Genomic DNA, 26,397 nt, shown 5'->3' on the forward strand with positions numbered 1-26,397 from the left:
TGGGGGGACTGATCCGAACGTGGACCGACCGGGGGTCGCAGCTGTGGTCGGTGGAGGATCCAGGCGGACTGTCCAGAATGCTGGGTCGCGGGGTGGTTGGCCGAACCCCGATGCCGGACAATCGTTTTCGCGAAGCCGCATATCTGAATGCGGACACCGGCACGCTGGTGGTTCAGAACCGGTTCGCCGCCGGTGAAGGGGACCGGGTGCAGGTGGAAGCGAATGTCTTCCAACTCGGTGATCCGGTGCCTCCGGAAACCAACCCGTGGGGCGATCTGAAAGAGTTCCTGTCAGCGGCGGCGCTGTCGGCTGTCGAACGTGGCGAGTACTTTGTGGTGGAGTTGGGCGGCTGGGATGCGATTCCCGAGCCGTACTGCCTCTTCGCGGTCGTAGATCAGGGCGACGGTCCGGTGTCGCTGATCGAGGCCGCCCCCGCACCGCGTGGCACCGGCATCTGGCCCGACGCTCCCCAGGATCAGCGCGGCTCCACAGTGACGGCACCCGCGACCGAGCAGTCGCTGCCCGGGGCTGGAATCTTCGCGGTAGCGGCAATCAAGACGTGGGGTGCGCAGCCGTGGGACGTCGCGCTGACTTTCGGGAAGCTGGCGGGATAGCCCGACATGGACGACGACGAACGCGATGTATGGGAGTAACCTCGACCAGGGCTGGGTATCCAACTCGCGCTGTCGACCGAGCCGAGAGTGGTCAGCCGCGGGCCATATCCACGAAACGGCTCAAATGCAGCTGATGGGCGACGGTGATCGTGGCGGTGGGGCCGTTACGGTGCTTACCGACAATGAGATCGGCCTCGCCACCACGGGGGTCGTCGCGTTCGATGGCATCCGGCCGGTGGAGCAGAATGACCATGTCGGCATCCTGCTCGAGCGATCCAGATTCGCGCAAATCGGACACCATGGGCCGCTTGTCGGTTCGCTGTTCGGGACCACGGTTCAGCTGCGAGATCGCGATCACCGGAACCTCGAGTTCCTTGGCCAGCAGCTTCAGATGACGCGAGAATTCCGAGACTTCCTGCTGACGCGATTCGACCTTCTTGCCCGAGCTCATCAGCTGCAGGTAGTCCACCACAACGAGTTTCAGGTCGTGGCGCTGCTTCAAACGACGAGCTTTGGCGCGAATCTCCATCATGGTCAGGTTGGGCGAATCGTCGACGAACAAGGGCGCCTCACTGATCTCGCTCATCCGGCGAGCCAGTTTGGTCCAGTCGTCATCGCTCATGCGTCCGGAGCGCATATCGCCCAGCTTGATCTTCGCCTCGGCCGAGAGCAGGCGCATGACGATCTCGGTCCGGCTCATTTCCAGCGAGAAGATAACGCTGGCCATGCCGTGCTTGATCGAGCAACTCCGCATGAAATCCATTCCCAGGGTCGATTTGCCGACGCCGGGGCGCGCGGCCACGATAATCATCTGACCTGGGTGAAGACCATTGGTGAGTTCGTCGAGTTCGGTGAAGCCGGTGGGCACGCCGAGGGAGATGCCGCCGCGGGAGGCGATGGAGTCGATTTCGTCCATGGTGGGCTGGAGGAGTTCTTCCAGCGGGGTGAAGTCCTCGGTGGTGCGGCGTTCGGTGACCTCGTAGATCTCGGCTTGAGCGCGGTCGACCACTTCGGCGACGTCTTGGCCGTCGGCGCCCGCGTAACCGAACTGGACGATGCGGGTGCCCGCTTCGACGAGGCGGCGCAGGATGGCCTTCTCGGCGACGATCTCGGCGTAGAAACCGGCGTTGGCCGCGGTGGGGACGGTCTGGGTGAGGGTGACCAGGTAGGGCGGGCCGCCGATGCGCTTGAGTTCGCCGCGGCGGTCGAGGCCCGCCGAGACGGTGACGGGGTCGGCGGGTTCGCCGCGGCCGTAGAGGTCGAGGATCGTGTCGTAGATGGCCTGGTGCGCGGGGCGGTAGAAATCGCCGGGGCGCAGCACCTCCACCACATCGGCGATGGCGTCCTTGCTCAGCAGCATGCCGCCGAGAACGGACTGCTCAGCGGCCATATCGTGCGGGGGCTGCCGACCGAAGTCCTCGCCGGGGGGTTCAGGCGTGAATTCCGTTTGCGCGCGGTCACCGGTGGTTGTCACCAGGGGAGTCCTCTCTGCCCGCAGAACCGGGATTTCACATCGATGCTCTCGTTGTACTCCCGGACACCGACACCGATGTCAGCAATCGGTTGCCTGCGTGATTCCCGGGGCCACGCGCAGGGCGATGGGACGAACCTAGGTGACGTTTTCGGGACTCGCCAACCCGACCTGTGCACACAACTGTGGATAACTTGGGGGTAGTTCACCCGTTGTTGTGCACCGCCTGTGGAAAACATGGGGAAAACCCAGGTCAGTACGAAAAAACGCCCTGATAGGACCCGGTTTGTCCAACTTCATCCCTGTGGATGAAAGAAGTTCCGCGTGTCGGCCGAGGTGAACAGCCGGGCGTGTTGGGTTAACAGCCATGGTGTCGAATATGACCGAGGTCACAAATCTTCCGGTCGGTTTTCGCAGTCATCCACAGGGCGAATAACCGGAGGTCAAGCGATTACCGACCGTGAGCCGCGTAACACACCCCGTGCCGACCTTGCAATCGGCTACCGTTCAGTTAACGCACAAGGGGTCGGGAAAAAGGCAAGCAGAAACCACCCCTATGCACGCACAGGGGTGGTTTCCGGCGAACTCAGTTCGCAGCAACCTCGAGGTTGAACTTCGCGGCCACATCGGGGTGCAGGTGCACCACGATGCCGTGCTTGCCGGTCGCCTTGATGTGCGACTTCGGCAGCTCGATGCTGCGCTTGTCGACCACGGGGCCACCGGCCGCCTTGATGGCCGAGGCCACGTCGGTGGTGGTGACCGAGCCGAACAGCTTGCCGCTGTCGGCGGTCTTCACGGTCAGCGAGACCGCGGCGAGGCCCTCGATGGCCTGCTTCAGCTCGTTGGCGTGATCCAGGTCGCGCACCTTGCGGGCGTCCTGGGCGCGACGGATTCCGTCGACCTGCTTCTGGGCGCCACGGGTGGCCGGGATGGCCAGACCGCGGGGCAGCAGGAAGTTACGGCCGTAGCCGTCCTTGACCTCGACGAGGTCGCCGGGGGCGCCGAGGTTGTCGACATCAGCGGTGAGGATGAGCTTCATCTGTGTGACTCCCTTTCTCAGCGAGCGGTCGACACGTAAGGAAGCAGAGCCACCTCACGCGAGTTCTTGACGGCGACAGCGATATCACGCTGGTGCTGCACGCAGTTGCCGGTGACGCGGCGAGCGCGGATCTTGCCGCGATCGCTGACGTACTTACGCAGCAGCGTGGTGTCCTTGTAATCGATATTGACGATTCCGGACTTTGCTTCCTTGCAGAAAGCACAGGCCTTCTTCTTCAGTACCTTTTCGCGCGCGGGCGCTTTAGGCATGGTTTTCTCTCCGTACTATGAGTGCCGTTCGATCAGAACGGCGGTTCGTCATCCATGCGGCCGCCGCCCCCGAAGGAGCCGGCCGCGGGCGCGCTACCCCACGGATCGTCTTCGCCACCGGCATTGCTGCCGCCGGCCTGACGTCCGCCGCCATTGTTGGCGTTGTAGCCGCCTGCGCTAGATCCACCACCGGCATTGCCGGAACCACCACCGCTGAAGCCGCCACCGCCGCCTCCGCCACCGCGACCGGCCTTGGAGACCTTCGCCGTCGCGTAACGCAGCGAGGGACCGACTTCGTCGACCTCGAGCTCGACCACAGTGCGCTTCTCGCCCTCGCGGGTTTCGTAGGAGCGCTGCTTGAGCCGACCACTCACGATGACGCGAGCGCCTCGGGTCAGACTTTCGGCGACGTTCTCCGCTGCCTCACGCCAGATGTTGCAGCGCAGGAACAGCGCCTCGCCGTCTTTCCATTCGTTCGAATTGCGATCGAACACACGGGGAGTCGAGGCGACGGTGAAATTAGCCACCGCCGCGCCTGCGGGCGTGAAACGAAGCTCCGGGTCTGCCGTCAAGTTTCCGATGACGGTAATGACCGTGTCGCCTGCCATGGGGGTTCCTCCTGCTCGGGGTGCAGTCCGCTGCTCGTTGCGCTAGAGCCTAGAGATAGGCACCGACGTAAACGAGAAGAAGGGTGCGGACTACTTGTCGTTGCGCAGAACCTTGGTGCGCAGCACCGTCTCGTTCAGGCCCAGCTGGCGGTCGAGTTCGCTCACGGTGGCCGGGGTCGCGGTCAGGTTGACGATCGCGTAAATGCCTTCGGCCTGCTTGGCGATTTCGTAGGCGAGCCGGCGGCGGCCCCAGATGTCGACCTTGTCGACGTTGCCGCCCTCGGTCTTGACGACCGTGAGCAGAGTATCCAGGGACTGCCCGACGATGCGCTCGTCCAGGCTCGGGTCGAGGATGACCATTACTTCATATTGACGCACGGACCAATCACCTCCTGTGGACTAGGAAACGGCCATGGACTCTCCATGGCAGGAGGGTTCGTTGCGTCAGCAACCCGACAAGGCTACATGAGCGGGTGGTGACCAGCGAAATCGATGCCCGCCGCGGGTGTACCCGGGTGATCGTGAGGCTGCCGCATAATGTGGTCGCCATGACCACAGCAGGCCCGCGACAGCGCGCAGCACGACGCGGCGCGACGTGGGCGGCGGTCTTGAGCATCCTCGTGATGCTGCTGTGCGGCCTCACTCTCGCGCTGGCCTACGCCAACAAAGCCCGGTGCGCGGGCGGCGCGATCGATGAATCCGGTCGCAGTCTGGTATTCGACGAGCGCAAGGATTCGGATGTCTGCTATTCCGATATCCAATTCCTGTGGCTCGGCCGCGATATCGACAATCACGTCTTTCCGTACATCAACGGCGCGATCACCGAAGACGGCGCGCTGACCGGCGGTGCGGTGGAATACCCGGTGCTCAGCGGCGTACTGATGTGGGTGGGCGCCATCGGGGCCGACAACGACGCCGACTTCCTGTGGCAGTCGGCGCTGTTGCTCACGCCGTTCGCCCTGCTCACGGCGTGGATGCTGGCCAGACTCGCGGGCCCGGCGGCGTTGCTGTGGGCGATCGGCCCGCCGCTGGTGTTCTACGCCTTCCACAACTGGGAGCTGCCGGTGGTGTGCACGGCGGTGGCGGCGGTCTACGTGATGACGATGTGGACGGGGCTGTCGGTGCGCACACGCGGAATCACCGCCGCGGTACTGCTCGCGCTGGGGTTCTGCCTGAAGCTCTACCCGGGGATCTTCGTGCTCCCGCTGGCGGTGTTCGTGCTCACCGAGGGCACCCCGCGCGATCGTCGCCCGCTGCGCGAACTCGACGTGGCGGGGGCCGCGCAGACCCTGCTGGCCGCGATGGGCACGGTGGCGGCGGTGAATCTGCCGTTCGTGCTGGCCGGAGTGGAGGGCTGGCGCGCGTCGATCACGTTCCAGCAGTTGCGTCAGGCCGACATCACCACCAACTCGATCTGGTACTGGGGCCATCAGTTGATCTTCGGCCGGTCGGCGCAGACCTCGCAGACCTGGCACGATGCCGTCGCGATCGCCTCGCCCGCCCTGATCTTCGGCGGGTTCGCGCTGGCCATGTGGCTGGGTTGGCGGCGCTGGACTCCGAGTTCGGCCTACCCGTGGGTGGGCGTGAGCGCGGCGATGCTGGCCGCCTTCATGCTCTTCCACAAGGTGCACTCACCCCAGTACACCCTGTGGATAATCCCGTTCCTGGTGTTGCTCGAGGTGCCATGGTCGCTGGTCGCCGCCTACCTGGTGGCCGACGCGGCGGTGGGCGTCGGGGTGTTCCGGTACTTCGCCGCCATGGGCGAGGGCGAGGGCGTGGAGCTGATGGAAGGGATCGTCCAGTTCGGCGTGTGGTTGCGCACCGCCCTGTTGATCACCCTGTTCTTCCTCTTTCTCCGGGCGAGGGTGCGTGGCGGGCACCTCGAACCGAGCGCGGCACCGGGCCGCCGATTGCAACCCGCGTGAACGACAACGGCGGCGAATCCCGGAAGGGACTCGCCGCCGCCGCGACTGTTCGGCCGTGGATCAGCTCACCGGAGCGGATTCCTTGGCGTCCGCCACAGCGTCGGGCTCGGACTTGCGGTTGCGCAAGATGCTGGAGATGAGCGCCGCGCCGATGAACGCCACGCCGACCAGACCCGTGATGAGCTCGTTGACGTGCACGCCGATCGAGATCAGCAGGATCGCCGCCAGCGCGCCGATCGCCCAGTGCGCGCCGTGCTCGAGGTACACGTAGTCCGACAGCGTGCCCTGGCGAACCAGGTACACCGTGATCGACCGGACGAACATCGCACCGATCAGGCCGAGGCCCAGCGCGATGATGATCGGGTCGGAGGTGATGGCGAACGCGCCGATGACGCCGTCGAAGGAGAACGACGCGTCGAGCACTTCCAGGTACAGGAACAGGAAGAACGCGGCCTTACCGGTCGCCTTCACCAGCGTGGAGGGACCACCGGAGGCGCCCTCCTCGAACTCCTCGACGTGGAACATCGAACCGAGTCCGTCGACCAGGATGTAGACGATCATGCCGAGCAGACCGGCGACCAGCACGGTCGAGCGATCCTCGGCGTCGGCGAGGAACTCCGCGACCAGCACCAGACCGGTACCGGCGACGACCACCGACAGCATGTCGAGCTTGCCCGCCTTGGCCAGCGGCTTCTCCAGCCAGCCGAGCCAAACGATGTCACGCTCCTCGAAGATGAAGTTCAGGAACAGCAGCGCCAGGAACATGCCGCCGAACGCCGCGATCTGCGGGTGCGCGTCGGTGAGCAGGGTCTCGTAGCTCGGGCTGCCGTCAGCGAAGTACGCGGCGTCGTCGGCCGGCGGGTTCAGCGCCAGGTCGAAGGCCTCGACCGGGTTCAGTCCCGCGGTGACCCACACGATGGCCAGCGGGAAGACCAGACGCATACCGAACACGGCGATCAGGACGCCGATGGTCAGGAAGATCTTCTGCCAGAACTCGCTCATCCGTTCCAGGACGGTGGCGTTGATGACAGCGTTGTCGAATGACAGCGACACCTCGAGAATGCCGAGGATCGCGCACAGTGCGAGTGCGGTCAGGCCACCGTAGAGGTAAGCCACGACCAGCGAGACCACCGTGAGGGCGATGGACAAGCCGAAGATGCGCGTTATCACGCGGAGGGACCTTTCTGTTTCGCGCGAACAGGGGGCCCGACGAGTCGAGCCCCCTGTTCGCGAGGATGACTAGACGTTGACGCCGTAGTCGCGAGCGATGCCGGACAGGCCGGAGGCGTAGCCCTGACCGACGGCGCGGAACTTCCATTCTGCACCGTTGCGGTACAGCTCGCCGAAGACCATGGCGGTCTCGGTCGAGGCGTCCTCGGACAGGTCGTAGCGGGCGAGCTCGGTGCCGTTGGCCTTGTTGACCACGCGGATGTAGGCGTTGCGCACCTGACCGAACGACTGCGAGCGGGTCTCGGCATCGTAGATCGATACCGGGAAGAAGATGCTCTCGATGGTCGGCGGGGTGTTGGCGAGGTCGACGTCGATGACCTCGTCGTCGCCTTCGCCCTCACCCGTGGTGTTGTCGCCCTTGTGCTCGATGGCGCCCTCGGGGGACTTCAGGTTGTTGAAGAAGACGAAGTGCTTGTCGGAGACGACCTTCTTGTCGGCGCCGGTCGCGATGGCGCTCGCGTCGAGGTCGAAGTCGGTGCCGGTGGTAGTGCGCACGTCCCAGCCGAGGCCGACCGAGACCGCGGTCAGGCCCGGAGCCTCCTTGCTCAGCGAAACGTTGCCGCCCTTGGACAGACTGACACCCATGCGGGAATCCCTTCGATTAGTCCGGTGTGTCGTTTCCCAGCATGTCCGAATCGCCGGGTACCGCTACGACAGTAATAGGTTTCGCGGATCTTGCGTAGGAACCGGCTGCAGCCCAGGTTAACCGGGTGAATCTCCTACCATCGACGGCAGTGAGCGCGCGAACCGTACCGCGGTTCGGAAAGGGGATGTGCCGGTGACACCTCGCAGACGCGGATGGTTCAGATCGGCGGCGGATCATGAGTGGATCAGTGGGGCGCGGGCCGCGGCATCGGCCGCCTTCCTGGATATGGATCGCAGGCAGACAGCGGCGGAGGCGGGCGTGGTGGCCAGTGAGCAGGTCTTCCCCGACCGCCGGATCGGCACTGTCTGGGAGCCGGTGCGCGCGCGGTGCTACGCCGCGGCGGGCGCGTACCTGAGCTTCACCGAGGAGCTCGACGCGGCCGAAGCCGCGGGCACCCCGGTCGCGGACGGTCCGGCCAGGGCGGACGCGCTGGTCCGGCAGCTGAACGAGGCGGCACGCGGGGTCGACGACTTCTACCACACGCACCGCGCGGGCCTGGCCGAAGCCGCCACCGTGCGGGCGACGGTGCCGCAGTTGCTGACCCACGTGCGGGCCGAGGCCGAGCAGGCGCTGGCCGCCGCGGCGTCGTCCGGGTTCGCGAGCTACCCCTCGATCGTCGCGGGCGCAAGGAGGCTGAATGAGGCTCTGATCACAGCCTCCGCCAGTGATCCCGGCACCTCGGTCGCGGCCGCGCGCGAGGCGGCGAACAACGTGGCACAGGCCACGACGGAACTGTCGAATGCCTTGGCGCAGGCCCCTTCTCGCGCCTCGGCCGCCGCGAAGGCGATCGCGTCGGTGACCACCCGTCTCGCCGCCGTCGGCAACCGCGCCGGTGCCCTCGGACCGGCTTACTCCGCGCTACTGCGTGAGTTCAGCGCTGCGAGTTCGGCGGACTTGACCAACAATGAGCGGGAAAGCCGTCGTGGCATGGACGCCGCCGACGAAGCGCTGGTCGGCGCGCGCGTCGCGGCAGCCGATCGTGATCCGGAGACCGCCCTTGACTTGACCGCCACCGCACGCGCGTACCTCGCCGAGGCCGAGCAGTTGGTCGACGCCGTCACCCGGCGCCTCGATTTGTTGCGTGAGGTACGTACCGACCCCGAAGCTCAGGCCCGCACCGTACGATTCCGGCTGCGGGACGCGCAGATGCTCGCGGTCGACCGAGGACTGGTCGCCGAGTGGGGCTCCGTTCTCGATGCACAAGCAGAACGCCTCGACCGCATCACCGCTGGACTGACTGGTCGCCACCCAGACTATTGGGCGTATGTTACCGAGCTGGGTACCGTCGCAGACTTCATCACCGGTGTGGTCGAGCGCATCCGAAAAAACGCATCCGAAAAGTAGAAATGACATTGGTTCAACAGATGAGGTGTGGGGAATGACCGCGGTCTACGCCATCGCGCCGGAAGTTTGCCTGCGTAAACAGGCACCTCTGCGCCATTTCCAGCAGTTGCAGGGACCCCGTCGGCGGGAGTTGTTCCTGGTGGAACCGGAGCCGATCCGGGGCCACGATGACCGGGAGTTATTGGCGACCGCGCTCGGCGCGACCCTGTACGTGCCCGCGACCCGCCCCGATCTCGCCGCGACGATTCGCCGACGGGCCGCGCGCGGGGTGTGCTCGATGGTGATCGACCTGGAGGACGCCGTCGCCGATCACCAGGTGGAGGCTGCCAAGCAGCACGCGGTGGACACCCTGGATCTGCTCGCGCGCAGCGAGGCCGCGAACCCGATGCTGTTCATCCGGGTCCGCGACGCGGCCTCGGTCGGCGAGCTGGTCGCCGCGCTCGGGCCGGGCGCCGAGGTGCTCACCGGATTCGTCTTCCCCAAGTTCGACGCCGTCAGCGGGCCCGCCTACCTGGCCGCGCTCGACGAGGCCAACCACGCCCTCGGCCGCCCGGTCTACGCGATGCCGGTGCTCGAGTCGTCGAACCTGGTGCATCGCCAGTCCCGCGACGAGCAGCTCTCGCGCATCGCCGAACTGCTCGCCGGACACCGTGAGCAAGTGCTGGCCGTGCGGATCGGCGCCACCGACATGTGCTCCACCTTCGGCATCCGCCGCGACCGCGACCTCACGATCTACGACGTACGGGTGGTCGCCGACGTGATCGCCGACATCGTCAACTACCTCGGCCGCGTCGACGGCACCGGCTTCATCATCACGGGACCGGTGTGGGAGTACTTCGCCGATCACGAGCGAATGTTCCGGCCACAGCTGCGCAGCGCGCCGTTCGAGGAATCCGACGCCGTGAAGTTCCGCCAGTACCTGGTGAGCCGCGACCTCGACGGCCTGCTGCGCGAGATCACCCTCGACCGCGCCAACGGCATCCAGGGCAAAACGGTGATCCACCCCTCGCACGTGGCCGTGGTGCACGCGCTGTCGGTGGTGACCCACGAGGAATACGCCGACGCGCTCGACATCATGGCCGCCGATGTCGGTGGCGTCGCGGCCTCGGAGTACCGCAACAAGATGAACGAGATGCGCCCGCATCGCAGTTGGGCGGGCCAGACGCTGGTTCGGGCCCGCGCGTTCGGGGTCGCGAACAAGGGAGTGTCTTTCGTGGACTTGCTGACAGCGATGATCGCCGAATGAACGCGTTCGAAACACCATGGGCCACCGTGAATCTCGGTATCGAGCTGCATCACGGCGAGTCCTTCGCCGCGCGCTCGGTGCCCGAGGAGAGCGCCGATCGGGTGGTGAGGTCAGCCGACGGCGTACCCGAGCGGTTCGCGGCCCTGTCCGCTGACAGCGTGCTGACCGGCGAGCTCTCGATCGGCGCGCTGGTGCAGCCGGGTCTGCGTCGCAATCCGCGCCGGGCGCATCTGCTGGTATCGACGGTGCTCGGCAAGCACCTGCCGACCGACCCGCGCGTGGTGATCGGCGCGGGCAACCGCCTGGCCGAGCTGGTGCGCGAGAAACTCGGCGATCGCGAAGCCGTGGTGCTCGGGTTCGCCGAGACCGCTACCGGTCTGGGCCACTGCGTGGCCGCGCGGATCGACGCGGGCTGCTACCTGCACTCCACCCGCAGGCACGAGCCACGAGCCACCACGCTCACCGGTTTCGAGGAGGGCCATTCACACGCCACCTCGCACCTGCTCCAGCCCGCGCCCGCCGCGATCTTCGCCAACGATCTCCCGCTGGTGCTGGTCGACGACGAGATCTCCACCGGCGACACCGCCATCGACGCGGTGCGCGCGCTGCACGCGTTCGCGCCGCGTTCGCACTACGTGCTCGCCTCGCTGGTCGATATGCGCACGCCCGCCGATCGGCGCAGATTCGAAGCCGCCGCGGCCGAACTCGGCGCGCGCATCGATACGGTGTGCCTGGCGTCGGGTCGCACCGAGCTGCCCGCCGGGCTGCTCGACACCGTCACCGCCCTGCCCGATCCGCGGCTGAATCCGGTGGCGAGCGAGCCCGGTTCGCACGGTCGCATCGAATTGTCCTGGCCCGTCGATGTTCCCGAGGGCGGCAGGCACGGCACGCTTCGCTCGGACAACGCGGCTTTCGATATCGCGGTGAAATCCATCGCCGACGAGGTGAGTACCCGCCTCGACGCCGAATTCGCCGGTCGCCCGGTGATCGTCATCGGTCATGAAGAGCTCATGTACCTCCCCCTGCGCCTGGCCGCCGACCTGGCCGACGCGGGCACCCCCACCCGCTTCCAAACCACCACCCGCTCACCGGCATACGTCCTCGACGAACCCGGCTATCCCCTCCGGCGCGGTTTCCGCTTCACCGCTCCCGAACCCGATCCCACCGCCCAGCGCTACCTGTACAACGCCCAGTGGACAGACGCGGACGCGGTGCTGCTGGTGGTCATCGATCCGCCGGCCGACACCCCGGAGCTGGTCGCTCCCGGCGGCCTGGTCGATGTCCTCACCGCCTCGGGCGCGGATGTGCTGATCGCCGTCCTGCCCGGCGCGGACCCACGCGCCCTGCATGCGAGCCGTACGGCTGAACGGGTGGCCCCCACCGCGTCACTGTCGGGAACTCGTGACCGCGTCGACAGCTCGCTCCCCGCCGCGCTGCACGGCCCCGCGTTCGGTTCCTATGCGCCCGAGGATGTCTCGTGGCTGCTCAAGGATCTCTCGGACGCCGACCTCGAAGCCGATATCGGCGAACGCGAGCAGCGTATCCAGGCCGGGGTTGCCCATTACGCCGAGTCGTTGCCGGTGGAGTTCCAGCCGGACGCGCAATACCGCGAGCTCTTCGATCGTGTGCTGGCCGACAGCGCCGAGCGGCTGGCGCTGGCGGTGGCGACCGTGGCCGAACTCGTCGTGGCCGAACGCGGTACCGACATCGTCCTGGTCTCGCTGGCCAGGGCGGGCACGCCCGTCGGCGTGCTCATGCGCCGTTGGCTGGTCAGCGGGATCGGTCGCGAGCCGCTGACCGTGCCGCACTACGCCGTCTCGATCGTGCGCGATCGCGGCATCGACGCGGTGGCGCTGGACTACCTCGCCCACCACCACGATCCCGCCTCGATCGTCTTCGTCGACGGCTGGACCGGCAAGGGCGCGATCACGCACGAACTCACCGCAGCCCTCGACGCCTACCACGCCGCAGGCGGCGCCAGGTTCAACGACGAACTGGTGGTGCTGGCCGACCCCGCCAACTGCGTGCGTACCTACGGCACCCGTGACGACTTCCTCATCGCCTCGGCCTGCCTCAATTCGACTGTGTCCGGCCTCGTCTCGCGCACGGTGCTCAACGAATCGCTGATCGGTCCCGGTGAGTTCCACGGCGCCAAGTTCTACCGCGACCTGATCGACGCCGATGTCTCGAATCACCTGATCGACACGGTCACCGCGGCTTTCCCCGCGATCAGCGAACAGGTGCCCGCCGCGGTCGCCGCGATTCGCGATTCCGACCGTACGCCGGACTGGTCCGGGTGGGCCTCGGTGGAAAAGGTTCGTGCTGAATATGGCATCAGCACAGTCAATTACGTGAAACCCGGCGTCGGCGAGACCACTCGCGTGCTGTTGCGCCGGGTACCGTGGCGAGTGCTGGTGCGCGAAGCGGACGCACCGGAGCACGCCCACATCCGCCTGCTCGCCGCGGCGCGCAATGTCCCGGTGGAAGTGGTCCCCGACCTGGCCTATTCCTGCATGGGCCTGATCAAGGAGCTACCCCGGTGAGCGCCGAGTCCCTCTTCGCGACCGATCTGGATCGCACGATGATCTTCTCCCGCAACGGCTTCGGTGACGCCGAGGCCGCCGCGTTGGAGTGCGTCGAGTATTACGAGGGCGAACCACTCTCCTACATGACCGTCACCGCCATCGCCGCCCTGCGCGGGCTCGCAGCCATCGCACCGGTGATCCCGACCACCACTCGCACGATCGAACAGTTCCAGCGCATCACCCTGCCCGGCGCGCCCTGGCGCTACGCCATCACCAGCAACGGCGGCAACATCCTGGTCGACGGCATCCCCGACCCCGCGTGGCGGGTGGCCATCGACGACCAGGTCAACGCGTCCGGCGCCACCCTCGCCGAGGTGGGCGCCGAATTACGCTCCCGCGTCGACGATTCCTGGGTCACCAAGTACCGCGAGGCCGATGAGCTGTTCTGCTATCTGGTGGTCCACCCGGACCTGGTCCCCGCCGGTTTCCTCGCGGAATGGGACGCCTGGTGCCGCGCCAACGGCTGGTCGGCGTCCCAGCAGGGCCGCAAGATCTACACGATGCCCGATGCGGTCTGTAAGAGTCTCGCTGTCGCCGACGTCCGTCGCAGGCTGGTCGAATCCGGTGAATTGTCCGCCGTAGCGACGCTTTTCACCGCGGGCGACGGCGCACTGGACGCCGAGATGCTGAAGGCAGCCGACGCCGCGATCCGTCCCCGCCACGGCGAACTCGAGGAACTGAACTTCACCGCCCCCAACCTCACGATCACCACCTCGTCGGGAATCCTGGCAGGCGAGGAGATTCTCGGGTGGTTCCACGCGGCAGCGGAGCGCACCACGGTGCCTGCATAGGTAGACGAAAACCCGGGCGCCACAACGGCACCCGGGTTCGCCTTGCTCAGTAGTGTTGCTGCTGACCGGCCAACTGCTGGGCGATCACGCCCTGGATACGCTGTAGACCGCCCACCGTGACGCCGCTCTGGAGCTGACCCTCGATGGTGCGGACCAGGGCGTTGTCGCTCATGATCTTCTCGGTCGACTGGATCAGCACCGTACCGGCGCCGGTGAAGTCGAACTGACGTTCCTCGCCGGAGTTGGCGCCCATCCTGGCCGCGCCCGCCGCGAGGAAACCGCTGATCCAGCCCTGGTCGTAGTGGTGGCTGGGCGACGGGCAATCGGCCCACCCGACAAGGGATTCCGGGTCGACGCGCAGCGGCGGTTCGGCGAACATCACCGGGCCGTTGGACGACGCGAGGAACTTGCCGGTGCCGATCAGCGTGAGGAACCCGGGCACGATCGACTGCTTCAACGCCAGCCCCGGCTCGAAGGCCAGCAGATTCGCGCCACGGATCGTGAGGTTGCCGTCTTCGAGGTCATAGGAATTGATGTCGTAACCGCGGTCGCCGATGATCAGCTTGCCGTGTCCCTGCGCCACCACGTAGTCGCCCGCGAACAGCGGCGCGGAGAACTGGCTGCTCACCATGTGCATCAGGCCGCCCTGCAACCCGTGGGTGAGCATCTGGAACTCGATCTGGCCGTAGTAGGCGATCATCGCGCCCTTGCGCATGAACCAGGGACCGGTGAGGTCGATGCAGTAGGCGTAGCTGTTGCCCGGAATGTTGTCGCTGGCGCCGAGATTCATCGGCGAGAGGATGTCGCTCATCGGTTCACAACTTCTCTTCGGAGGCCTGCACAAACACCACACCCTGTCCGTGGCAATGCAATTGCATCGCCTCGCCCGCGCCGCGGCCCACCGCGTCGCGCCAGCTCATCGCCGACTTCAGCTCGGTCTGCACATTGCCGTACGCGGCGACGAACGCCTGCGGGTCGACGATGATCGGATTCGGGCCGCCCACTTGCAGTTCCAGGAAGCCGCCGTGCGCGAGCAGCACCGCCGAACCCTGTCCGCTGAGCTGGGTGGTGAACATGCCCTGCCCGGTCGCGACGCCCGCCGCGGCGCCGCGCAGCGCGCCCATCAAACCGCCGCCACCACCGCCGCCGCCCGAACTGGCTACCGACACCACGGAAGCCTGCAAACCGGCCGACTGCGCGAGCAGTCGCGAAGCCTCGGCCCGCAGCACCGCGCCCGGCTGCATCTGCACCACATGCACCTCGAGTCCGGCGAATCCGTAGTGGACCTCACCGTTGCCCTGCGCCAGCATGGTCCGTTCGTGCTCACCGGCCATCATCTGACCGGCCATCCGCATCAGACCGCCGCCGCCCATGCCCTGACCGGCGCCGGGAATCTGGTGCGGTGCGAACGCGACCTGACCCGTGTAGAACAGCATCGCACCGGAACGGGCGACAACGCCGCCGGCCTGCCCGACGTTGACCTTCACGACCTTGCCGTTGACCTTCTCGAACATCGCCCGTCCCTACCGTTCCGCCGGCTGGATCAGCACGACACCCTGGCCGTCGAAGCGCAGTGAGAACGCCTCGCCCGCATCCTGTCCGACCATCGACCGCCACGAGACGTCGGTGACGAAGGACTGGTTGAGATTGCCGCGCGAGGCGACGAACGCGTCGGGATCCACGATCAGCGGATACTGCGGCGACACCTCGAGGTGGATCAGCGGCCCACCGGCCGACAGCAGCGCCACCTGGCCCTGCCCGCTGACCGTGGTGGTGAACAGCCCGCTGCCCGCCGACATCCCGCCGACCCCGGCGAACCGCACATCGGTGCGCAGGTTGCCCGCGAAAGCCAGCAGCTGCTGCGACTCGACCTGGAGCGTGTCGTTGTTCAGGTTCACCACGGTGACGTTCTGGCCGTTCACCGCCAGGAACACGCGCCCGTTGCCGTTGCACTCCATCAGTGACAGTTTCTCACCGGTGGCGCGGCGTTTGAGGCCGTTGAGCACGCCCTCGCCGCCGCCGAACCCGGCCGATTTGAACTGCACATTGCCCTCGTAGGCCACCATCGAGCCGGAGATCGCGCGGATACTCGTCCCCGCGAGGTGCGCCTCGATCACCTTTTTCGACTGTTCGAACAATTGCGCCATGACAGGTGTTTGCCCGTCCCCTCTGCGAAGGCGGTTCCACCGCCCGTTCCGACTGCGACGTCACCCTAACCGATCAGGCGAAAGTACGCCCGCGCCACAGAGCGCGGACGCGTGCGGCCGGTTTCTCGTAGAGTGGCAAGCACTGCCGTGGAACACCCACCAGAAGGGTCGAACTTGTCTGCAACACTCGCCAAGGGCCAGAACGGCCCGCTGGCCGTCAGCGACGTGGTGATCTCGCTCCAGGTCACCGCACCGGCCGACCTCTCCGCGCTGCTCGTGACCGAGCAGGGCAAGGTCCGCACCGACGCTGACTTCGTCTTCTACAACCAGCCGAGTGGACCGGGCGTCGATCTGCGCCCCGGGCCTGCGGGACAGCCTGCCTCGCTTGCTGTTTCGCTGTCGTCGGTGCCCGCCGACATCGACCAGATCCGCGCGGTGATCACCCTCGACGACGCCACCAGCAATTTCGGGCGCTTCGCCCCGCCCACCGCGCTGGTCTCCGACGCGTCGGGAAACCAGCTGTTCAGCTACCAGATCGATGGTCTGAACTCCGAGTCGATCGTGATCGCGCTCGAGCTGTACCGCCGTCAGGGCAGCTGGAAGGTCCGTGCGGTCGGCCAGGGCTATGCCGGTGGTTTCGCCGCGCTGGTCACCGACCACGGTGTGCAGGTCGATGATTCGCCCGCCCAGGCCGCCCCGCAGCAGGCCGCGTCCCCGCCGCCCCCGCCGCAGCAGGCCCCGCCCGCGTATCCGGCGCAGTCCGCGCCGAACTATCCGCAGCAGTCCGCGCCCAACTACCCGCAGCAGGCCGCAACCGCCTACGCGCCGCCCGGTGGCGGTTATCCGCCGCCGCCCGGCCCGGCCCAGCAGCCGCCCGGCGGTGGCTACCCGCCGCCCCCCGGACAGGGTTACCCGCAGGGCGCGCCGCAGCAGCCCGCAGGCGAGATCAGTTTGAGCAAGGATCGCCCGGTCAGCCTGCAGAAGGGGCAGCGAGTCACGCTGCGCAAGGAGGGCGGCGCCGCGCTGACCTTCGTGAAGATGGGCCTCGGCTGGGATCCCGTGCGCACGCGCGGGATGTTCGGCAACCGCACCGTCGACATCGACCTCGACGCCTCGGTCTGCCTGTTCGCCGACCAGAACCTCGTCGACGTGGCCTACTACGGCCAGCTGTCGTCGAAGGACGGTTCGGTGCGCCACCAGGGCGACAACCTCACCGGCGAGGGCGACGGCGACGACGAGATGATCCTCGTCGACCTCACCAGGATCCCGGCGCACATCACCACGCTGCTGTTCATCGTCACCTCGTACAAGGGCCACTCCTTCGAGCAGGTGCAGAACGCGTTCAGCCGCCTGATCGACGGCACCACCAACGGCGAGCTGGCCCGCTACACCCTCGCGGGCGGCATGCCGTTCACCGCGATGGCGATGGCGAAGGTGTACCGCGTCGGCGGCGACTGGAAGATGCAGGCGCTGGGCGAGGGCTTCAACGCCAAGCACCCCGGCGAAGCCGTGCCGCAGCTGGGCCGATTCCTCGGCGGTAACTGAACCAAGACAGGCAGACACCGTGATTCACCTGAAGGCGGGGCAGAACACTGCCCTGACTGCTGATTCCGTGCGCTTCACCGCGCAGACCACCGGCGCCGTCGAACTCGGGGCGCTGGTGGTCGGCGAGGATCTGCGGGTCCGCGACGCGCCCGACCATGTGTGCGCGTCGCGGCCCTCGGCCCCCGGCGTGAGCTTCGCGGGGGCGGCGGTGGATCTGACGTTGTCGCAGATCAGGTCCGACGCGCACGCTGTGCTGCTGTTCGTCACTGGTGGGCACGCGCTCGGCACGGTGACTGCTTCACTGTATGAAAATGGTAGTCCCGCAGCGGAATTCGTCATCGCGCCGACTGCCGGTGAGAGCGCGCTGATCTGCCTGGAGGTGTATCGGCGCGGGGGTGGCTGGAAGTTGCGCGCGCTCGGTCAGGGTTACGCGGGCGGCTCGGCTCAGCTGCTCACCGCGCACGGCGTCACCCCGCCACCACCCGCGCAGGCCTGGCAGCCTGCTCCGCTCGCGCCGCCGAGCGCTCCCACCGAGACAGTCGCGAGACCCGTTCCCACCTCGGGCATCCCACTCGAAGTCGACCACGGCCTGCAACGCATGTGGATGATCTTCGAGGACGCCGCCCGCTCGGCCGCCGCGCTCGTCTCGGCGCGCGACTACGCGGCCAAACGCCTGGATCAAGAACTCTCCGAAGCGGTTTCCGACCCGGCGACTCGCAACACGCCTGCCGCCGACGCGGCTCGCGCGCAGGCGCAGCGTCGCCACGACGAACTCGTGGCCCTCGCCGACGCCGACCACCGCCGCGACAGCAACCAGCTCGGCCTCGAGATCGCCGAGGCCGACGCCGCCATGCCCGCCGCGTTGGCCTCCTGGCTGGCTCCCGCGTGGACCTCCCGCGCCGTCCGCAGCGACGGCATCCGGCTCGGCGAGCTGTACGCGCTCGACCGTGGCGGCCTGCGCGTGCCGTATTGCGTTCCGGTGCCGTTGAATCGACCGCTCTGGGTCGACACCGAATCCACCGCCGCGGCCTCGCGCGTGATCGGCGCCCTGGTTGCCCGCCTCGTCGCCGCGATCCCCGACAAGTCGATCAAGGTCGACCTGATCGACCTCACCGGCGGCCTACGCACCCTCGCCGCCCCCCTCGCACCCCTGCTGGCAGGCCCGGTCATCGCCGACCACGGCGACATCTCCGCCCGCCTCGCCGAACTCGCCAACGCGGCCGAACTCGCCGACATCGCCTACAACAGCGGCCAAGCCGTACCGCCCACCGAACACCGCATCCTCGTCGCCGCCGACTTCCCGCACGGCTATCAGGGCACCGACATCGTGCGCCTCGGTCAACTGATGATCCGCGGCGACCTGATCGGCCTGTCCCTGGTCATCGTCGGCAGCAACGGCCAATTCGGCGACGGCCCAGTGGATCTGCTCGCCCAGTCCTGCCGCCACCTCCCCACCCTGCCCGGCACCCCCCTGTTCGACCCCTGGACCGGCAACGCCTGGGAACTCGACCTCGACATGCTCCCCGCCGAACCCGAACTCCAGGCCCGCTACCTACGAATGTAGAGCCGTACTCCCTCGGTATTTCGTCATCGCGCCCGCTGCGATCAGTTCAGCACCGATACCGGTCGTGCGCTGATCGTGGCCTGCCTCGGGCGCAGGAATTCGGGGAGCCAGGGGAGTAGGGGGTCGAGGGCTCGGTCGAGGACGCCGCCTGCTGGGTCGTCGACGAAGTCGCGGCGGACCACGTCGTGCTGAGGGCGCAGGATCTCGTAGACGATCAGGGCGCACAGGGCGAGGACCGCCAGGTCGCGCAGGACGACGGTGCCGGTGAACCACTGTTCGGGCAGGCCCTTGTTGTCTTCGCCGAGGTAGTAGTACATGCGCGGGACCCAGACCAGCGCGTCGATCGTCATCCACGCCAACAGGATTCGCCGGTGTGGGAGCGCGAGTACGGCCAGCGGCACCAGCCACAGCGAATACTGTGGGCTCCACACTTTGTTCGTCAGCAGGAACGCCGCGACGACGAGGAAGCACAGCTGGGTCAGGCGGGGGCGGCGCGGCGCGGTGAGCGCCAAATAGGCGATGCCGGCGCAGGCGGTCACGAAGGCCAGCAGTGAGACCGTGTTCAGGATGGTCGGTGGTTCACCGTGGCCGATCGGCCCGTCGAAGCCGGTCCAGCCGGTGAACGAGGTGATCACGTTGTAGATCGAATCGGGATCGGCGTGACGAGTGGTGTTGAGCCGGAAGAACTCTCGCCAGCCCTGCGGGTACAGCGCCGCGATCGGCAGGTTCACCGCCGCCCACGTGCCCACCGCGGCGACGACCGTCAGCGTGGCCGAGCCCAGTGGCCGCATCGCGAAAAGGTGTGTCCGCGCCGGTGTCTCACGCAACCAGGTGCGGGCGGAATCGAGACTGTCGACATCGCGCAACCGCAGCCCGGCGCGCGCGGCGGGCTGGCGTCGCATCGGATCGATCCGCAGACACAGCACCACGATCGGCCCCAGCAGCAACAGCGGATACAGCTTCGCCGCCCCGCCGAGCCCGAGCAGAATGCCCGCGAGCACCGGCTTGCGCCGCGCCCACGCCAGCAAGCCGGTGGCCGCGAAAGCCGTTGCGAGAGCGTCGAAATTCGTGAACATGTGCACGATCACCAACGGCGACACCGCCACCAGCGCGGCGTCCCACACCCGTCGCCCCGCTAATCGCGACGAGGCCCACACCGTGATCAGCCACCCGAGGGAAAGGCCGATCGCGACGACGTTGAAGTACACCACCACCGACATCGCGCCGGGCAGCGGCAGGTGATCCCACACGTTGCCGATCTGCATCGACGCGTACTGGTACAGGCCCGAAAGCACCGGATACTCCATGTATCTGGTCTCGGTGCCGCCATCGGGCGTCGATTCGGTCCAGGACTTCTTGTACGGGAACGCGCCCTCGTTGAGCCGTTCGGCGCCGTAGAGCGGCACGGTGTCGGAGTAGCACATGGCCACGTACTGGCGGCCGTTGTTCCAGTCGAGCATGAGCCCGCCGTCGCCGTCGCCGGTCTGCTGGATACAGGCGGCCTTCGTCGACCAGCCCAGCGCCAGGAAGATCACCGTGAAGGCGAACATCACCCGCAGCGGCGTCCAGAACCGCACCCGCCCGATCAGCGCGTGATCGCCGACCGGGCCGCCGATCACCGTGGACAGCTGCGCGGTCAGTGAATCGTTGCGGCTCGGCCGGTCCCGGGCATCGATCGAGCGCAGGTCGGGCGCCAGCCGGGCGGGCGCCACGTACCCCGCCTCGCGGCTCGGCCGGTTACCACTGGACGCCGGCTGGTCCGCGAGTCGCTGATCGGTCACGACATCCGAGGCTACCGGTGGCTACCGGGATCGGGTCGGCGTGGCTCCCGTGCCGCCACTCTCGTTGTCGTCGCCGTTGGCGCCGTTGCCCGGTTTGGGTGCCTCGGGCGTCGCTGTCGGCTGGCCGGGCAGCGGGCCCGGACCGGTGTCGACGGGGGTCTGCGGCGACTGCGTCACCGCGGGCTGCTGCACCCCCGGCACCGGAATCCGGATGCCGGGCAGGATCTCCACCTGCGAGGGCACGATCACCGGCGGCACAATCGCGGCCACGGTGGTCGACGGCGCGGTGTAGGGCGCCGACCACTCCGGCACACCGGCCTGGCCCTTGATCGGCGCGGGCTTGGGGAACGCCTCGTTCGACGTGCCCGACAGCGCGCCGTCCATCGTCGCCTTCCAGATGTCGGACGGCAGACCGGAACCGTAGACGGAGCCGCCGCCGTAGTTCTTGAGCGCGTCGCCCTGCTCGGTACCGACCCACACCGCGGTCGACAGCGACGGGGTGTAACCGACCATCCAGGCGTCGCGGTTGTTGCCGGTGTCGCCGAGCTGATGGGTACCGGTCTTGGCGGCGGATTCGCGACCGCCGGCCAGGTTGTGGTTGCGCGAGTAGGCCGCGATCGGCTTCATCGCCGCGGTGACGTTGTCGGCCACGGCCGCGCTGATTCGCTGCTCACCGGCGGGCTCGCCACGATCGAGCAGCACCTCACCCTTGGCGGTCACGACCTTCTGCACGAAGTGCGGCGCGTGGTAGACGCCGGAGGCCGCGAAGGTGGCGTAGGCCGAGGCCATGTCGAGCGGGCGCGACTGGTACTGGCCGAGCACGATGCCGTTGTTGGGGCCGACGCCGCCGGGTTCGGTCAGCGTGGCGCCGACGCCGGGCAGTTCCGGCGCGATACCGAGCTTGTGACCCATATCGGCGATCTTCTGCGGACCGTTCTGCATATCGAGCTGCATGCGGTAGAAGCTGGTGTTCAGCGAGCGCTTGAGTGCTTCGGCGATGGTGCACATACCGCAGCCCTCACCCTCGACATTGCCGATCTTGATGCCGTTGACGGTGATCGGCGAGCTGTCGTAGAGCTGCGAAAGCGGAACGCCCTGCTCGAGATTCGCGGCCAGGCCGATCGCCTTGAACGAGGAGCCCGTCGGCAGACCGGCATTGGCGAAGTCGAAGCCCTGACCGTCGCTGCCGCCGTAATAGGCGCGTACCGCACCGGTGCGCGGGTCGATGGAGACCACCGCCGTGCGCAGGTTCTCCGGCTCGCCCTCCAACTTGCCCTGCGCGGCCTTGATCGCGGCGTCCTGCGCCTTCTGGTCGATCGTGGTGGTGATCTGCAAGCCCTCGGTGTTCAACTGCTGCTCGCTGATGCCCGCGATCGAGAGCTCCTGGAGCACCTGGTTCTTCACCAGACCCGACGGGCCCTCGTCGTTGTTCTTGTCGCCGAGCGAGGCCAGCGTCACCACCTGCGGGTACTGCATGCCCTGGCGTTCGGTCGCGGGCAGGTTGTTCTCCGCCACCATGCCGTCGAGCACATAGCCCCAGCGAGTCTTGGCGCCCTCGGGGTTCTTCTCCGGATCCAGCATCGAGGGCAGCTGGATGGTCGCGGCCAGGACAGCGCCCTCGGCCACGGTCAGCTCCTGCACCGGCTTGCCGAAGTAGGACTTGGCGGCGGCGTCGATGCCGTACGCGCCACGACCGAAGTAGATGGTGTTCAGGTAGGCGGCGAGGATGTCTTCCTTGCTCCACTGCCGCGCCATCTTGGCCGAGATCACGAGCTCGTGCATCTTGCGCGTCATCGACCGTTCGTCACCGACCAGCGCGTTCTTCACGTACTGCTGGGTGATCGTGGAACCACCACCGGCGCTTTCCTTGCCGAGGATGTTGTCGCGGGCGGCGCGGGCGAAGCCCGAGACCGAGAAGCCGGGGTTGGTGTAGAAGTCGCGGTCCTCGGCGGCGATCACGGCATTGCGCACATGCGGCGGGATCTGATCGATCGAGACCTCGGTGCGGTTGCCCTGCGGCGGAACGACCTTGCTGATCTCGGTGGAGCCATCGCTGGCGAAGATCGTCGCGACCTGGTTGGTCTCGAGATCGCCGGGCTTTGGCACCGACACCGCCGTGTAGGCGACCAGGAACACCGAGCTCGGCACGACGATGGCCAGTGCGATCAGGACATAGAGCGTCCGGCGCACGATCCGCCACCGGGATTTCCGCACCGAGCCGTCGCCGCCCGAGCCGTCGCCCCCGCTACCGTCGCGGCGATTGCGTGGACCGGTCGGCGGCGGTGTGCCGCCGGCGACACGACGTTCGCCGGTCGTCGGGCCACCGGCCACGGTGGCGCGACGCTCACCTGAGGTGGGACCACCGGGTCGTCGGCCCGCGCCGGCCCGCGCGGCCGCGGCGGCGCCGCCGGGGCGCGCCGAGGCGGCTATGTCGTCGTTCGCACCACGGACGGTGCGCCCAGGCTGATTCGCGCGCACGGTCGACTCGTCGGGGCCGCCGGGACGCGGCAGCTTCTGGGTGGCGCCTGCCGCGGGCGGCGCGGCGCGACCCGGCTGCCCCGGCCTACCCTGCGGCGGCCTGCCCTGACCGGGCGCACCCTGCGGCGGTGGTCCGCCCTGCGGTCCACCCGGACGCTGCGGCGGCTGACCCGGCCGACGCGGCGGCAGCCCACCGGGCGGCGGACCCTGCTGCCGATTCGGCGGCGGACCCTGCGGACCACGTCCGCCGGGCATCGGCGGACCCTGCGGACGCCCACCCTGCGCGGGACCACCCTGCGGGCGGGGACCGGCGGGCGGCATCGGCCGACGCGGCGGGGGACCGCCGGGGCGATCACCCGACTGCGGGGGGAGACCCGATTGCGCGCCCGGAGCCGGACGGCCGCCGCGCGGATCATCGCCGTAAGGGGAGGAGTCGTAGGGCGAACTCACTGACCAGATCTCCATAACTTGTAAGGTTCGGGCACACGACATCCGCGCCGGAGTACCGGCGCGGAGAAGGTGCGTTCCGAACAGTGGCGCATCACGCGGTGGCCACCATCACTTGTTCGGGCCGCCGATCACCGCACAGCCCCGTCGCTCCACACCCCATCATTCGGCAGCAGAGCGCCGGGCTCGCGAACTCGTCCGTCGCCGGGCGGGGGCGGGTGCGGTGCCGAGCACGTACGACTGCACCAGATGATTCCAGCTGCACGAGCGGCATACCTCGACGACATGCACCGAGAATTCTTCGTTCGACTCGGCCATTCGCAGCAGTTCCTCGGGTGTCCGCGCCGACCCGGCCGCTTGGCCGAGCCCATCGCCGAACACCCAGGAAACCAACGTCAGCTGCTCTTTTCGGCAGATCGGGCAGGTCGCCTCACTGCCCCGGCCGTGGAACTTCGCGGCCCGGAGCAGATACGGGTTCGCGTCGCACACCTCGGCGACGCCGACCCGCCCCGCGTAGACATCGGCGAGCAAGGACCTGCGCCGGAGCGCATAGTCCACCACCTGCCGCTGAATTCGCACGATCACCAGAGTAGCGGGGTTCCCAAACGCGTGCCCACGGCATCGTTGGATCCGATCTGTCGGACTAAACTCCCGCTACCGGGGTTCATCCGGGTGTTTTCGCAGGTGAGGTGACCCACGGCCATGGCTGAATCCGGGCAGCGGCGGGCAGCCGTCGATTCGGTGCTGCGCGCACGTGACATCGATCGCGCACAGGCGTCGACCGTACTTGACGCGGCCTACGCGGAGGGGCAACTCGGTGCGGGGGAGTACCACGATCGCGTCGCGTCGGCGACCATCGCCCGCACCGTCGGCGACCTCGCGCGCCTCACCGCCGACCTGCAATCACCTGCGGTTTTCGGCGACAGCTCACCCTCCCGACGGCCGCGTCGCCGGGCACTCACGGAGTACCCGGCCCGCACGAGAGCCAGATCGAGCGACCGCACCGCGACGATCGCGGCGCTCGACACCGCACGCGCCGACGGCCAACTCGACGCCGAGGAACACGCCGTGATGATCGAATTGGCCGCGGAATCACGAACATTGGGCGATTTGTCCACTTTGGTGGCCGAACTCCACCAGCGCCCCGACCCGCCGACCAAGCCCCGCGCCCGACGCGACCGCACACGACTCGTCGTCATCGCCCTCGCGTCGGTCGCCGCCGTCGCCGCCTTCGTCGTCACGGTGCGAGACCCGGCCGAGCCCCCGCCGGCGACCCACCACAACTCCGCCACCCCGCTGGTCCTGCCGACCCCGTCCCCGACCACCATCGCCGGATTCCTGCACATCCGTGACGGTCTCGACGCGAAGTTCGGCAGTGCCGTCGTCGACACGATCTCCTACTACCCCACCTACGCCAAACTCACGCGCGAGGTCGCGAGCCAGGGGTCGTTCACTGCCGACTACACCTATTACGGCGGCTTCCAACGCGCGACCGGCGCGATGCCCGCCCGCGCCCGCGCCACCGTCGCGATCGACCTGGCCACCGTGAACACCGACGCCCTGGCCGTGGCCCTGGCCGACGCGGCCACCACCCTGCGCGTCCCGGACGGCAAGGTCCGGCATTTCTCGATCGCGGCCGACAGTTCGACGAAACGGCCGGTCATCAGCATCCACGTGGGCGACGAGCACTCCCGATCCGGCTTCCTGACGATGGCCGTGTCGGGTGAGTTGATCCGCGCCAACCCCTACACAGAGAAGTAGTCGCGCCGATGCCGAAGAAACCCGATCAGCTGCGCGCCCGCGACATCGACCGCGCCGACGTGTGCGCTGTGCTCGACGCGGCCTTGACCGACGGCCAACTCGCCGCCGACGAACACGCCACCCGCTCCGCCCGGGCGATGCGCGCCGAGACCTTCGCCGCGCTCGACCGGCTGGTCGAGGACCTCCAGCTCACCGACGAGTTCGCCGCCGCCACACCGGCACTCGGCATCGACCGCACTCCGCGCCGCTGGTTGATCCCTGTGCTCGCGATCCTGACCGCGGGCGTCGTCGGCGCGGTCGCCGGTCTGATCGGTCGCGCCGCTGCCGACGAAGCGCTGCCCGACCTCACCACGGCCGACGGCCTTGCTTATTTCCTCGCCGAATACCGCGCGGAATTCGGCACGACCATCCTCGATGAGGCCACGGTCTATCCCGGGTACGTCTCGTTCGAGCGAGAAGGGGTATCGGGCAAGCAGGACAGCTATGTCTACCGGGGCGATTTCGACACCAGCGGTACCCCGACCGCCCGCCCGTCCGGCACCCCCGCTCTCGACCTCGCGGCGATCGACCTGGCCCGCTTCGCCCCGCTCGTGGCGGGCGCGCCGCAGACGACCAAGGTGCCCCACGGGCGCGTCACCTACCTCGCCATCGGATTCGCGCCGGGAGCGAAGGCGGACGCTGAGCCCGTGATCACCGTCTACGTCCGGAACGACGACGGCGAGTCCGGCCGCCTCGAACTCGCCCTCGATGGCGAACCGCGCGCGATCCGCCCGCCGACCTCCTGATCCCTGCCTCCACACTGACCTGCGGCGATGACGCATGCGTCACATCCGACTGTGCGTAGATGTATCGGTCCGATATAGTTGGAAGTCGCATCCACGGTTAGGTCTGTTCGTCCTTCGGGTC

General features: G+C 67.7%; 23 protein-coding genes. 10 read left to right on the forward strand and 13 right to left on the reverse strand.

What is annotated here, in order from left to right:
- Window positions 1-110: 110 nt before the first annotated feature.
- Window positions 111-614: a hypothetical protein gene (locus NA12_RS22625; protein WP_132369737.1), complete on the forward strand. Its 504-nt coding sequence runs from the start codon at window positions 111-113 to the stop codon at window positions 612-614.
- Between the two features lie 91 nt (window positions 615-705).
- Here the strand turns inward: NA12_RS22625 and dnaB are convergent, their stop codons facing one another.
- The 5 genes from dnaB to rpsF form a co-directional block, all read right to left on the reverse strand.
- A complete protein-coding gene (dnaB, locus tag NA12_RS22630) occupies window positions 706-2,088 on the reverse strand; it encodes a replicative DNA helicase (protein ID WP_174551121.1) in 1,383 nt (460 codons plus the stop codon).
- 583 nt (window positions 2,089-2,671) lie between these two features.
- Window positions 2,672-3,124 (reverse strand): 50S ribosomal protein L9, encoded by a 453-nt coding sequence (rplI, locus tag NA12_RS22635; protein ID WP_067454861.1) that lies wholly within the window; start codon window positions 3,122-3,124, stop codon window positions 2,672-2,674.
- Window positions 3,125-3,141: 17 nt separating this feature from the next.
- Entirely contained in the window at window positions 3,142-3,393 is a 252-nt protein-coding gene (gene rpsR, locus NA12_RS22640; protein WP_056823934.1) for a 30S ribosomal protein S18, read from the reverse strand.
- Between the two features lie 32 nt (window positions 3,394-3,425).
- Window positions 3,426-4,001 carry a single-stranded DNA-binding protein gene (locus tag NA12_RS22645; protein ID WP_067454864.1) on the reverse strand — a complete coding sequence of 192 codons (576 nt, stop codon included), beginning with the start codon at window positions 3,999-4,001 and terminating at the stop codon, window positions 3,426-3,428.
- A gap of 90 nt (window positions 4,002-4,091) precedes the next feature.
- The gene (gene rpsF / locus NA12_RS22650; protein WP_056823926.1) at window positions 4,092-4,379 is read right to left on the reverse strand and encodes a 30S ribosomal protein S6; all 288 of its coding nucleotides are present in this window, start codon (window positions 4,377-4,379) and stop codon (window positions 4,092-4,094) included.
- Window positions 4,380-4,549: 170 nt separating this feature from the next.
- Here rpsF and NA12_RS22655 point away from each other — a divergent pair, with 170 nt between their 5' ends.
- Window positions 4,550-5,926 (forward strand): glycosyltransferase family 87 protein, encoded by a 1,377-nt coding sequence (locus NA12_RS22655; RefSeq protein ID WP_132369736.1) that lies wholly within the window; start codon window positions 4,550-4,552, stop codon window positions 5,924-5,926.
- Window positions 5,927-5,986: 60 nt separating this feature from the next.
- Here NA12_RS22655 and NA12_RS22660 read toward each other — a convergent pair whose 3' ends face one another.
- Together NA12_RS22660 and NA12_RS22665 are read right to left on the reverse strand one after the other, a co-directional pair.
- A complete protein-coding gene (locus NA12_RS22660; RefSeq protein ID WP_067454868.1) occupies window positions 5,987-7,096 on the reverse strand; it encodes a DUF475 domain-containing protein in 1,110 nt (369 codons plus the stop codon).
- Between the two features lie 69 nt (window positions 7,097-7,165).
- Window positions 7,166-7,741 (reverse strand): TerD family protein, encoded by a 576-nt coding sequence (locus NA12_RS22665; RefSeq protein ID WP_062990541.1) that lies wholly within the window; start codon window positions 7,739-7,741, stop codon window positions 7,166-7,168.
- Between the two features lie 193 nt (window positions 7,742-7,934).
- On the opposite strand from NA12_RS22665, the gene NA12_RS22670 reads away from it, so the two are divergent.
- From NA12_RS22670 to NA12_RS22685, 4 genes are read left to right on the forward strand one after another with little or no spacing between them, the layout of a single operon-like run.
- The gene (locus NA12_RS22670; RefSeq protein WP_243654779.1) at window positions 7,935-9,146 is read left to right on the forward strand and encodes a hypothetical protein; all 1,212 of its coding nucleotides are present in this window, start codon (window positions 7,935-7,937) and stop codon (window positions 9,144-9,146) included.
- Window positions 9,147-9,180: 34 nt separating this feature from the next.
- A complete protein-coding gene (locus NA12_RS22675; RefSeq protein WP_084473015.1) occupies window positions 9,181-10,392 on the forward strand; it encodes an HpcH/HpaI aldolase/citrate lyase family protein in 1,212 nt (403 codons plus the stop codon).
- Window positions 10,389-12,935, forward strand: coding sequence for a phosphoribosyltransferase (locus tag NA12_RS22680; RefSeq protein ID WP_084473016.1), 2,547 nt, complete (start codon window positions 10,389-10,391; stop codon window positions 12,933-12,935). Before NA12_RS22675 ends, NA12_RS22680 begins: the two co-directional genes overlap by 4 nt.
- 38 nt (window positions 12,936-12,973) lie before the next feature.
- The gene (locus NA12_RS22685) at window positions 12,974-13,768 is read left to right on the forward strand and encodes an HAD family hydrolase (protein WP_067455345.1); all 795 of its coding nucleotides are present in this window, start codon (window positions 12,974-12,976) and stop codon (window positions 13,766-13,768) included.
- A gap of 46 nt (window positions 13,769-13,814) precedes the next feature.
- Here the strand turns inward: NA12_RS22685 and NA12_RS22690 are convergent, their stop codons facing one another.
- The 3 genes from NA12_RS22690 to NA12_RS22700 are packed head-to-tail and all read right to left on the reverse strand — an operon-like array spanning window position 13,815 to window position 15,915.
- Complete coding sequence (locus tag NA12_RS22690; protein ID WP_067454874.1) at window positions 13,815-14,579, reverse strand: AIM24 family protein; 765 nt, start codon at window positions 14,577-14,579, stop codon at window positions 13,815-13,817.
- 4 nt (window positions 14,580-14,583) lie between these two features.
- The gene (locus NA12_RS22695; protein ID WP_067454877.1) at window positions 14,584-15,282 is read right to left on the reverse strand and encodes an AIM24 family protein; all 699 of its coding nucleotides are present in this window, start codon (window positions 15,280-15,282) and stop codon (window positions 14,584-14,586) included.
- A gap of 9 nt (window positions 15,283-15,291) precedes the next feature.
- Window positions 15,292-15,915: an AIM24 family protein gene (locus NA12_RS22700; RefSeq protein ID WP_067454880.1), complete on the reverse strand. Its 624-nt coding sequence runs from the start codon at window positions 15,913-15,915 to the stop codon at window positions 15,292-15,294.
- 174 nt (window positions 15,916-16,089) lie between these two features.
- Between NA12_RS22700 and NA12_RS22705 the strand changes: the two genes are divergently transcribed.
- Both NA12_RS22705 and NA12_RS22710 read left to right on the forward strand, forming a co-directional pair.
- On the forward strand, window positions 16,090-17,460 hold the full coding sequence (locus NA12_RS22705) for a TerD family protein (protein ID WP_067454883.1): 1,371 nt from the start codon (window positions 16,090-16,092) through the stop codon (window positions 17,458-17,460).
- Window positions 17,461-17,479: 19 nt separating this feature from the next.
- Window positions 17,480-19,024: a TerD family protein gene (locus tag NA12_RS22710; RefSeq protein WP_067454885.1), complete on the forward strand. Its 1,545-nt coding sequence runs from the start codon at window positions 17,480-17,482 to the stop codon at window positions 19,022-19,024.
- A gap of 41 nt (window positions 19,025-19,065) precedes the next feature.
- Here the strand turns inward: NA12_RS22710 and NA12_RS22715 are convergent, their stop codons facing one another.
- The 3 genes from NA12_RS22715 to NA12_RS22725 form a co-directional block, all read right to left on the reverse strand.
- Window positions 19,066-20,805, reverse strand: a complete 1,740-nt coding sequence (locus NA12_RS22715; RefSeq protein ID WP_067454888.1) for a glycosyltransferase family 87 protein — start codon at window positions 20,803-20,805, stop codon at window positions 19,066-19,068.
- Between the two features lie 21 nt (window positions 20,806-20,826).
- Window positions 20,827-23,748 carry a transglycosylase domain-containing protein gene (locus NA12_RS22720; RefSeq protein ID WP_424453532.1) on the reverse strand — a complete coding sequence of 974 codons (2,922 nt, stop codon included), beginning with the start codon at window positions 23,746-23,748 and terminating at the stop codon, window positions 20,827-20,829.
- Window positions 23,749-23,892: 144 nt separating this feature from the next.
- Complete coding sequence (locus tag NA12_RS22725; protein ID WP_165914764.1) at window positions 23,893-24,309, reverse strand: DUF5318 domain-containing protein; 417 nt, start codon at window positions 24,307-24,309, stop codon at window positions 23,893-23,895.
- 123 nt (window positions 24,310-24,432) lie between these two features.
- Between NA12_RS22725 and NA12_RS34205 the strand changes: the two genes are divergently transcribed.
- Both NA12_RS34205 and NA12_RS22735 read left to right on the forward strand, forming a co-directional pair.
- Window positions 24,433-25,491, forward strand: a complete 1,059-nt coding sequence (locus NA12_RS34205; protein WP_067454891.1) for a DUF1707 SHOCT-like domain-containing protein — start codon at window positions 24,433-24,435, stop codon at window positions 25,489-25,491.
- Window positions 25,492-25,499: 8 nt separating this feature from the next.
- Window positions 25,500-26,276 carry a DUF1707 SHOCT-like domain-containing protein gene (locus NA12_RS22735; protein ID WP_067454894.1) on the forward strand — a complete coding sequence of 259 codons (777 nt, stop codon included), beginning with the start codon at window positions 25,500-25,502 and terminating at the stop codon, window positions 26,274-26,276.
- The last annotated feature ends 121 nt before the right edge of the window (window positions 26,277-26,397 follow it).

Origin of the sequence: Nocardia alba NBRC 108234 (genome assembly GCF_001612665.1) — a bacterium.
Lineage (GTDB): Bacteria > Actinomycetota > Actinomycetes > Mycobacteriales > Mycobacteriaceae > Nocardia > Nocardia alba.

Bases quoted from the DNA above. Each gene is read 5' to 3' on its own strand.
- NA12_RS22735 (WP_067454894.1), top strand. From the start codon at position 25,500: ATGCCGAAGAAACCCGATCAGCTGCGCGCCCGCGACATCGACCGCGCC.
- rplI (WP_067454861.1), bottom strand. From the start codon at position 3,124: ATGAAGCTCATCCTCACCGCTGATGTCGACAACCTCGGCGCCCCCGGC.
- NA12_RS22680 (WP_084473016.1), top strand. From the start codon at position 10,389: ATGAACGCGTTCGAAACACCATGGGCCACCGTGAATCTCGGTATCGAG.
- NA12_RS22665 (WP_062990541.1), bottom strand. From the start codon at position 7,741: ATGGGTGTCAGTCTGTCCAAGGGCGGCAACGTTTCGCTGAGCAAGGAG.
- NA12_RS22695 (WP_067454877.1), bottom strand. From the start codon at position 15,282: ATGTTCGAGAAGGTCAACGGCAAGGTCGTGAAGGTCAACGTCGGGCAG.
- NA12_RS34205 (WP_067454891.1), top strand. From the start codon at position 24,433: ATGGCTGAATCCGGGCAGCGGCGGGCAGCCGTCGATTCGGTGCTGCGC.
- NA12_RS22625 (WP_132369737.1), top strand. From the start codon at position 111: ATGCCGGACAATCGTTTTCGCGAAGCCGCATATCTGAATGCGGACACC.
- NA12_RS22700 (WP_067454880.1), bottom strand. From the start codon at position 15,915: ATGGCGCAATTGTTCGAACAGTCGAAAAAGGTGATCGAGGCGCACCTC.
- NA12_RS22690 (WP_067454874.1), bottom strand. From the start codon at position 14,579: ATGAGCGACATCCTCTCGCCGATGAATCTCGGCGCCAGCGACAACATT.
- rpsR (WP_056823934.1), bottom strand. From the start codon at position 3,393: ATGCCTAAAGCGCCCGCGCGCGAAAAGGTACTGAAGAAGAAGGCCTGT.
- NA12_RS22655 (WP_132369736.1), top strand. From the start codon at position 4,550: ATGACCACAGCAGGCCCGCGACAGCGCGCAGCACGACGCGGCGCGACG.
- NA12_RS22645 (WP_067454864.1), bottom strand. From the start codon at position 4,001: ATGGCAGGCGACACGGTCATTACCGTCATCGGAAACTTGACGGCAGAC.
- NA12_RS22685 (WP_067455345.1), top strand. From the start codon at position 12,974: ATGATCTTCTCCCGCAACGGCTTCGGTGACGCCGAGGCCGCCGCGTTG.
- NA12_RS22720 (WP_424453532.1), bottom strand. From the start codon at position 23,748: ATGGAGATCTGGTCAGTGAGTTCGCCCTACGACTCCTCCCCTTACGGC.
- NA12_RS22675 (WP_084473015.1), top strand. From the start codon at position 9,181: ATGACCGCGGTCTACGCCATCGCGCCGGAAGTTTGCCTGCGTAAACAG.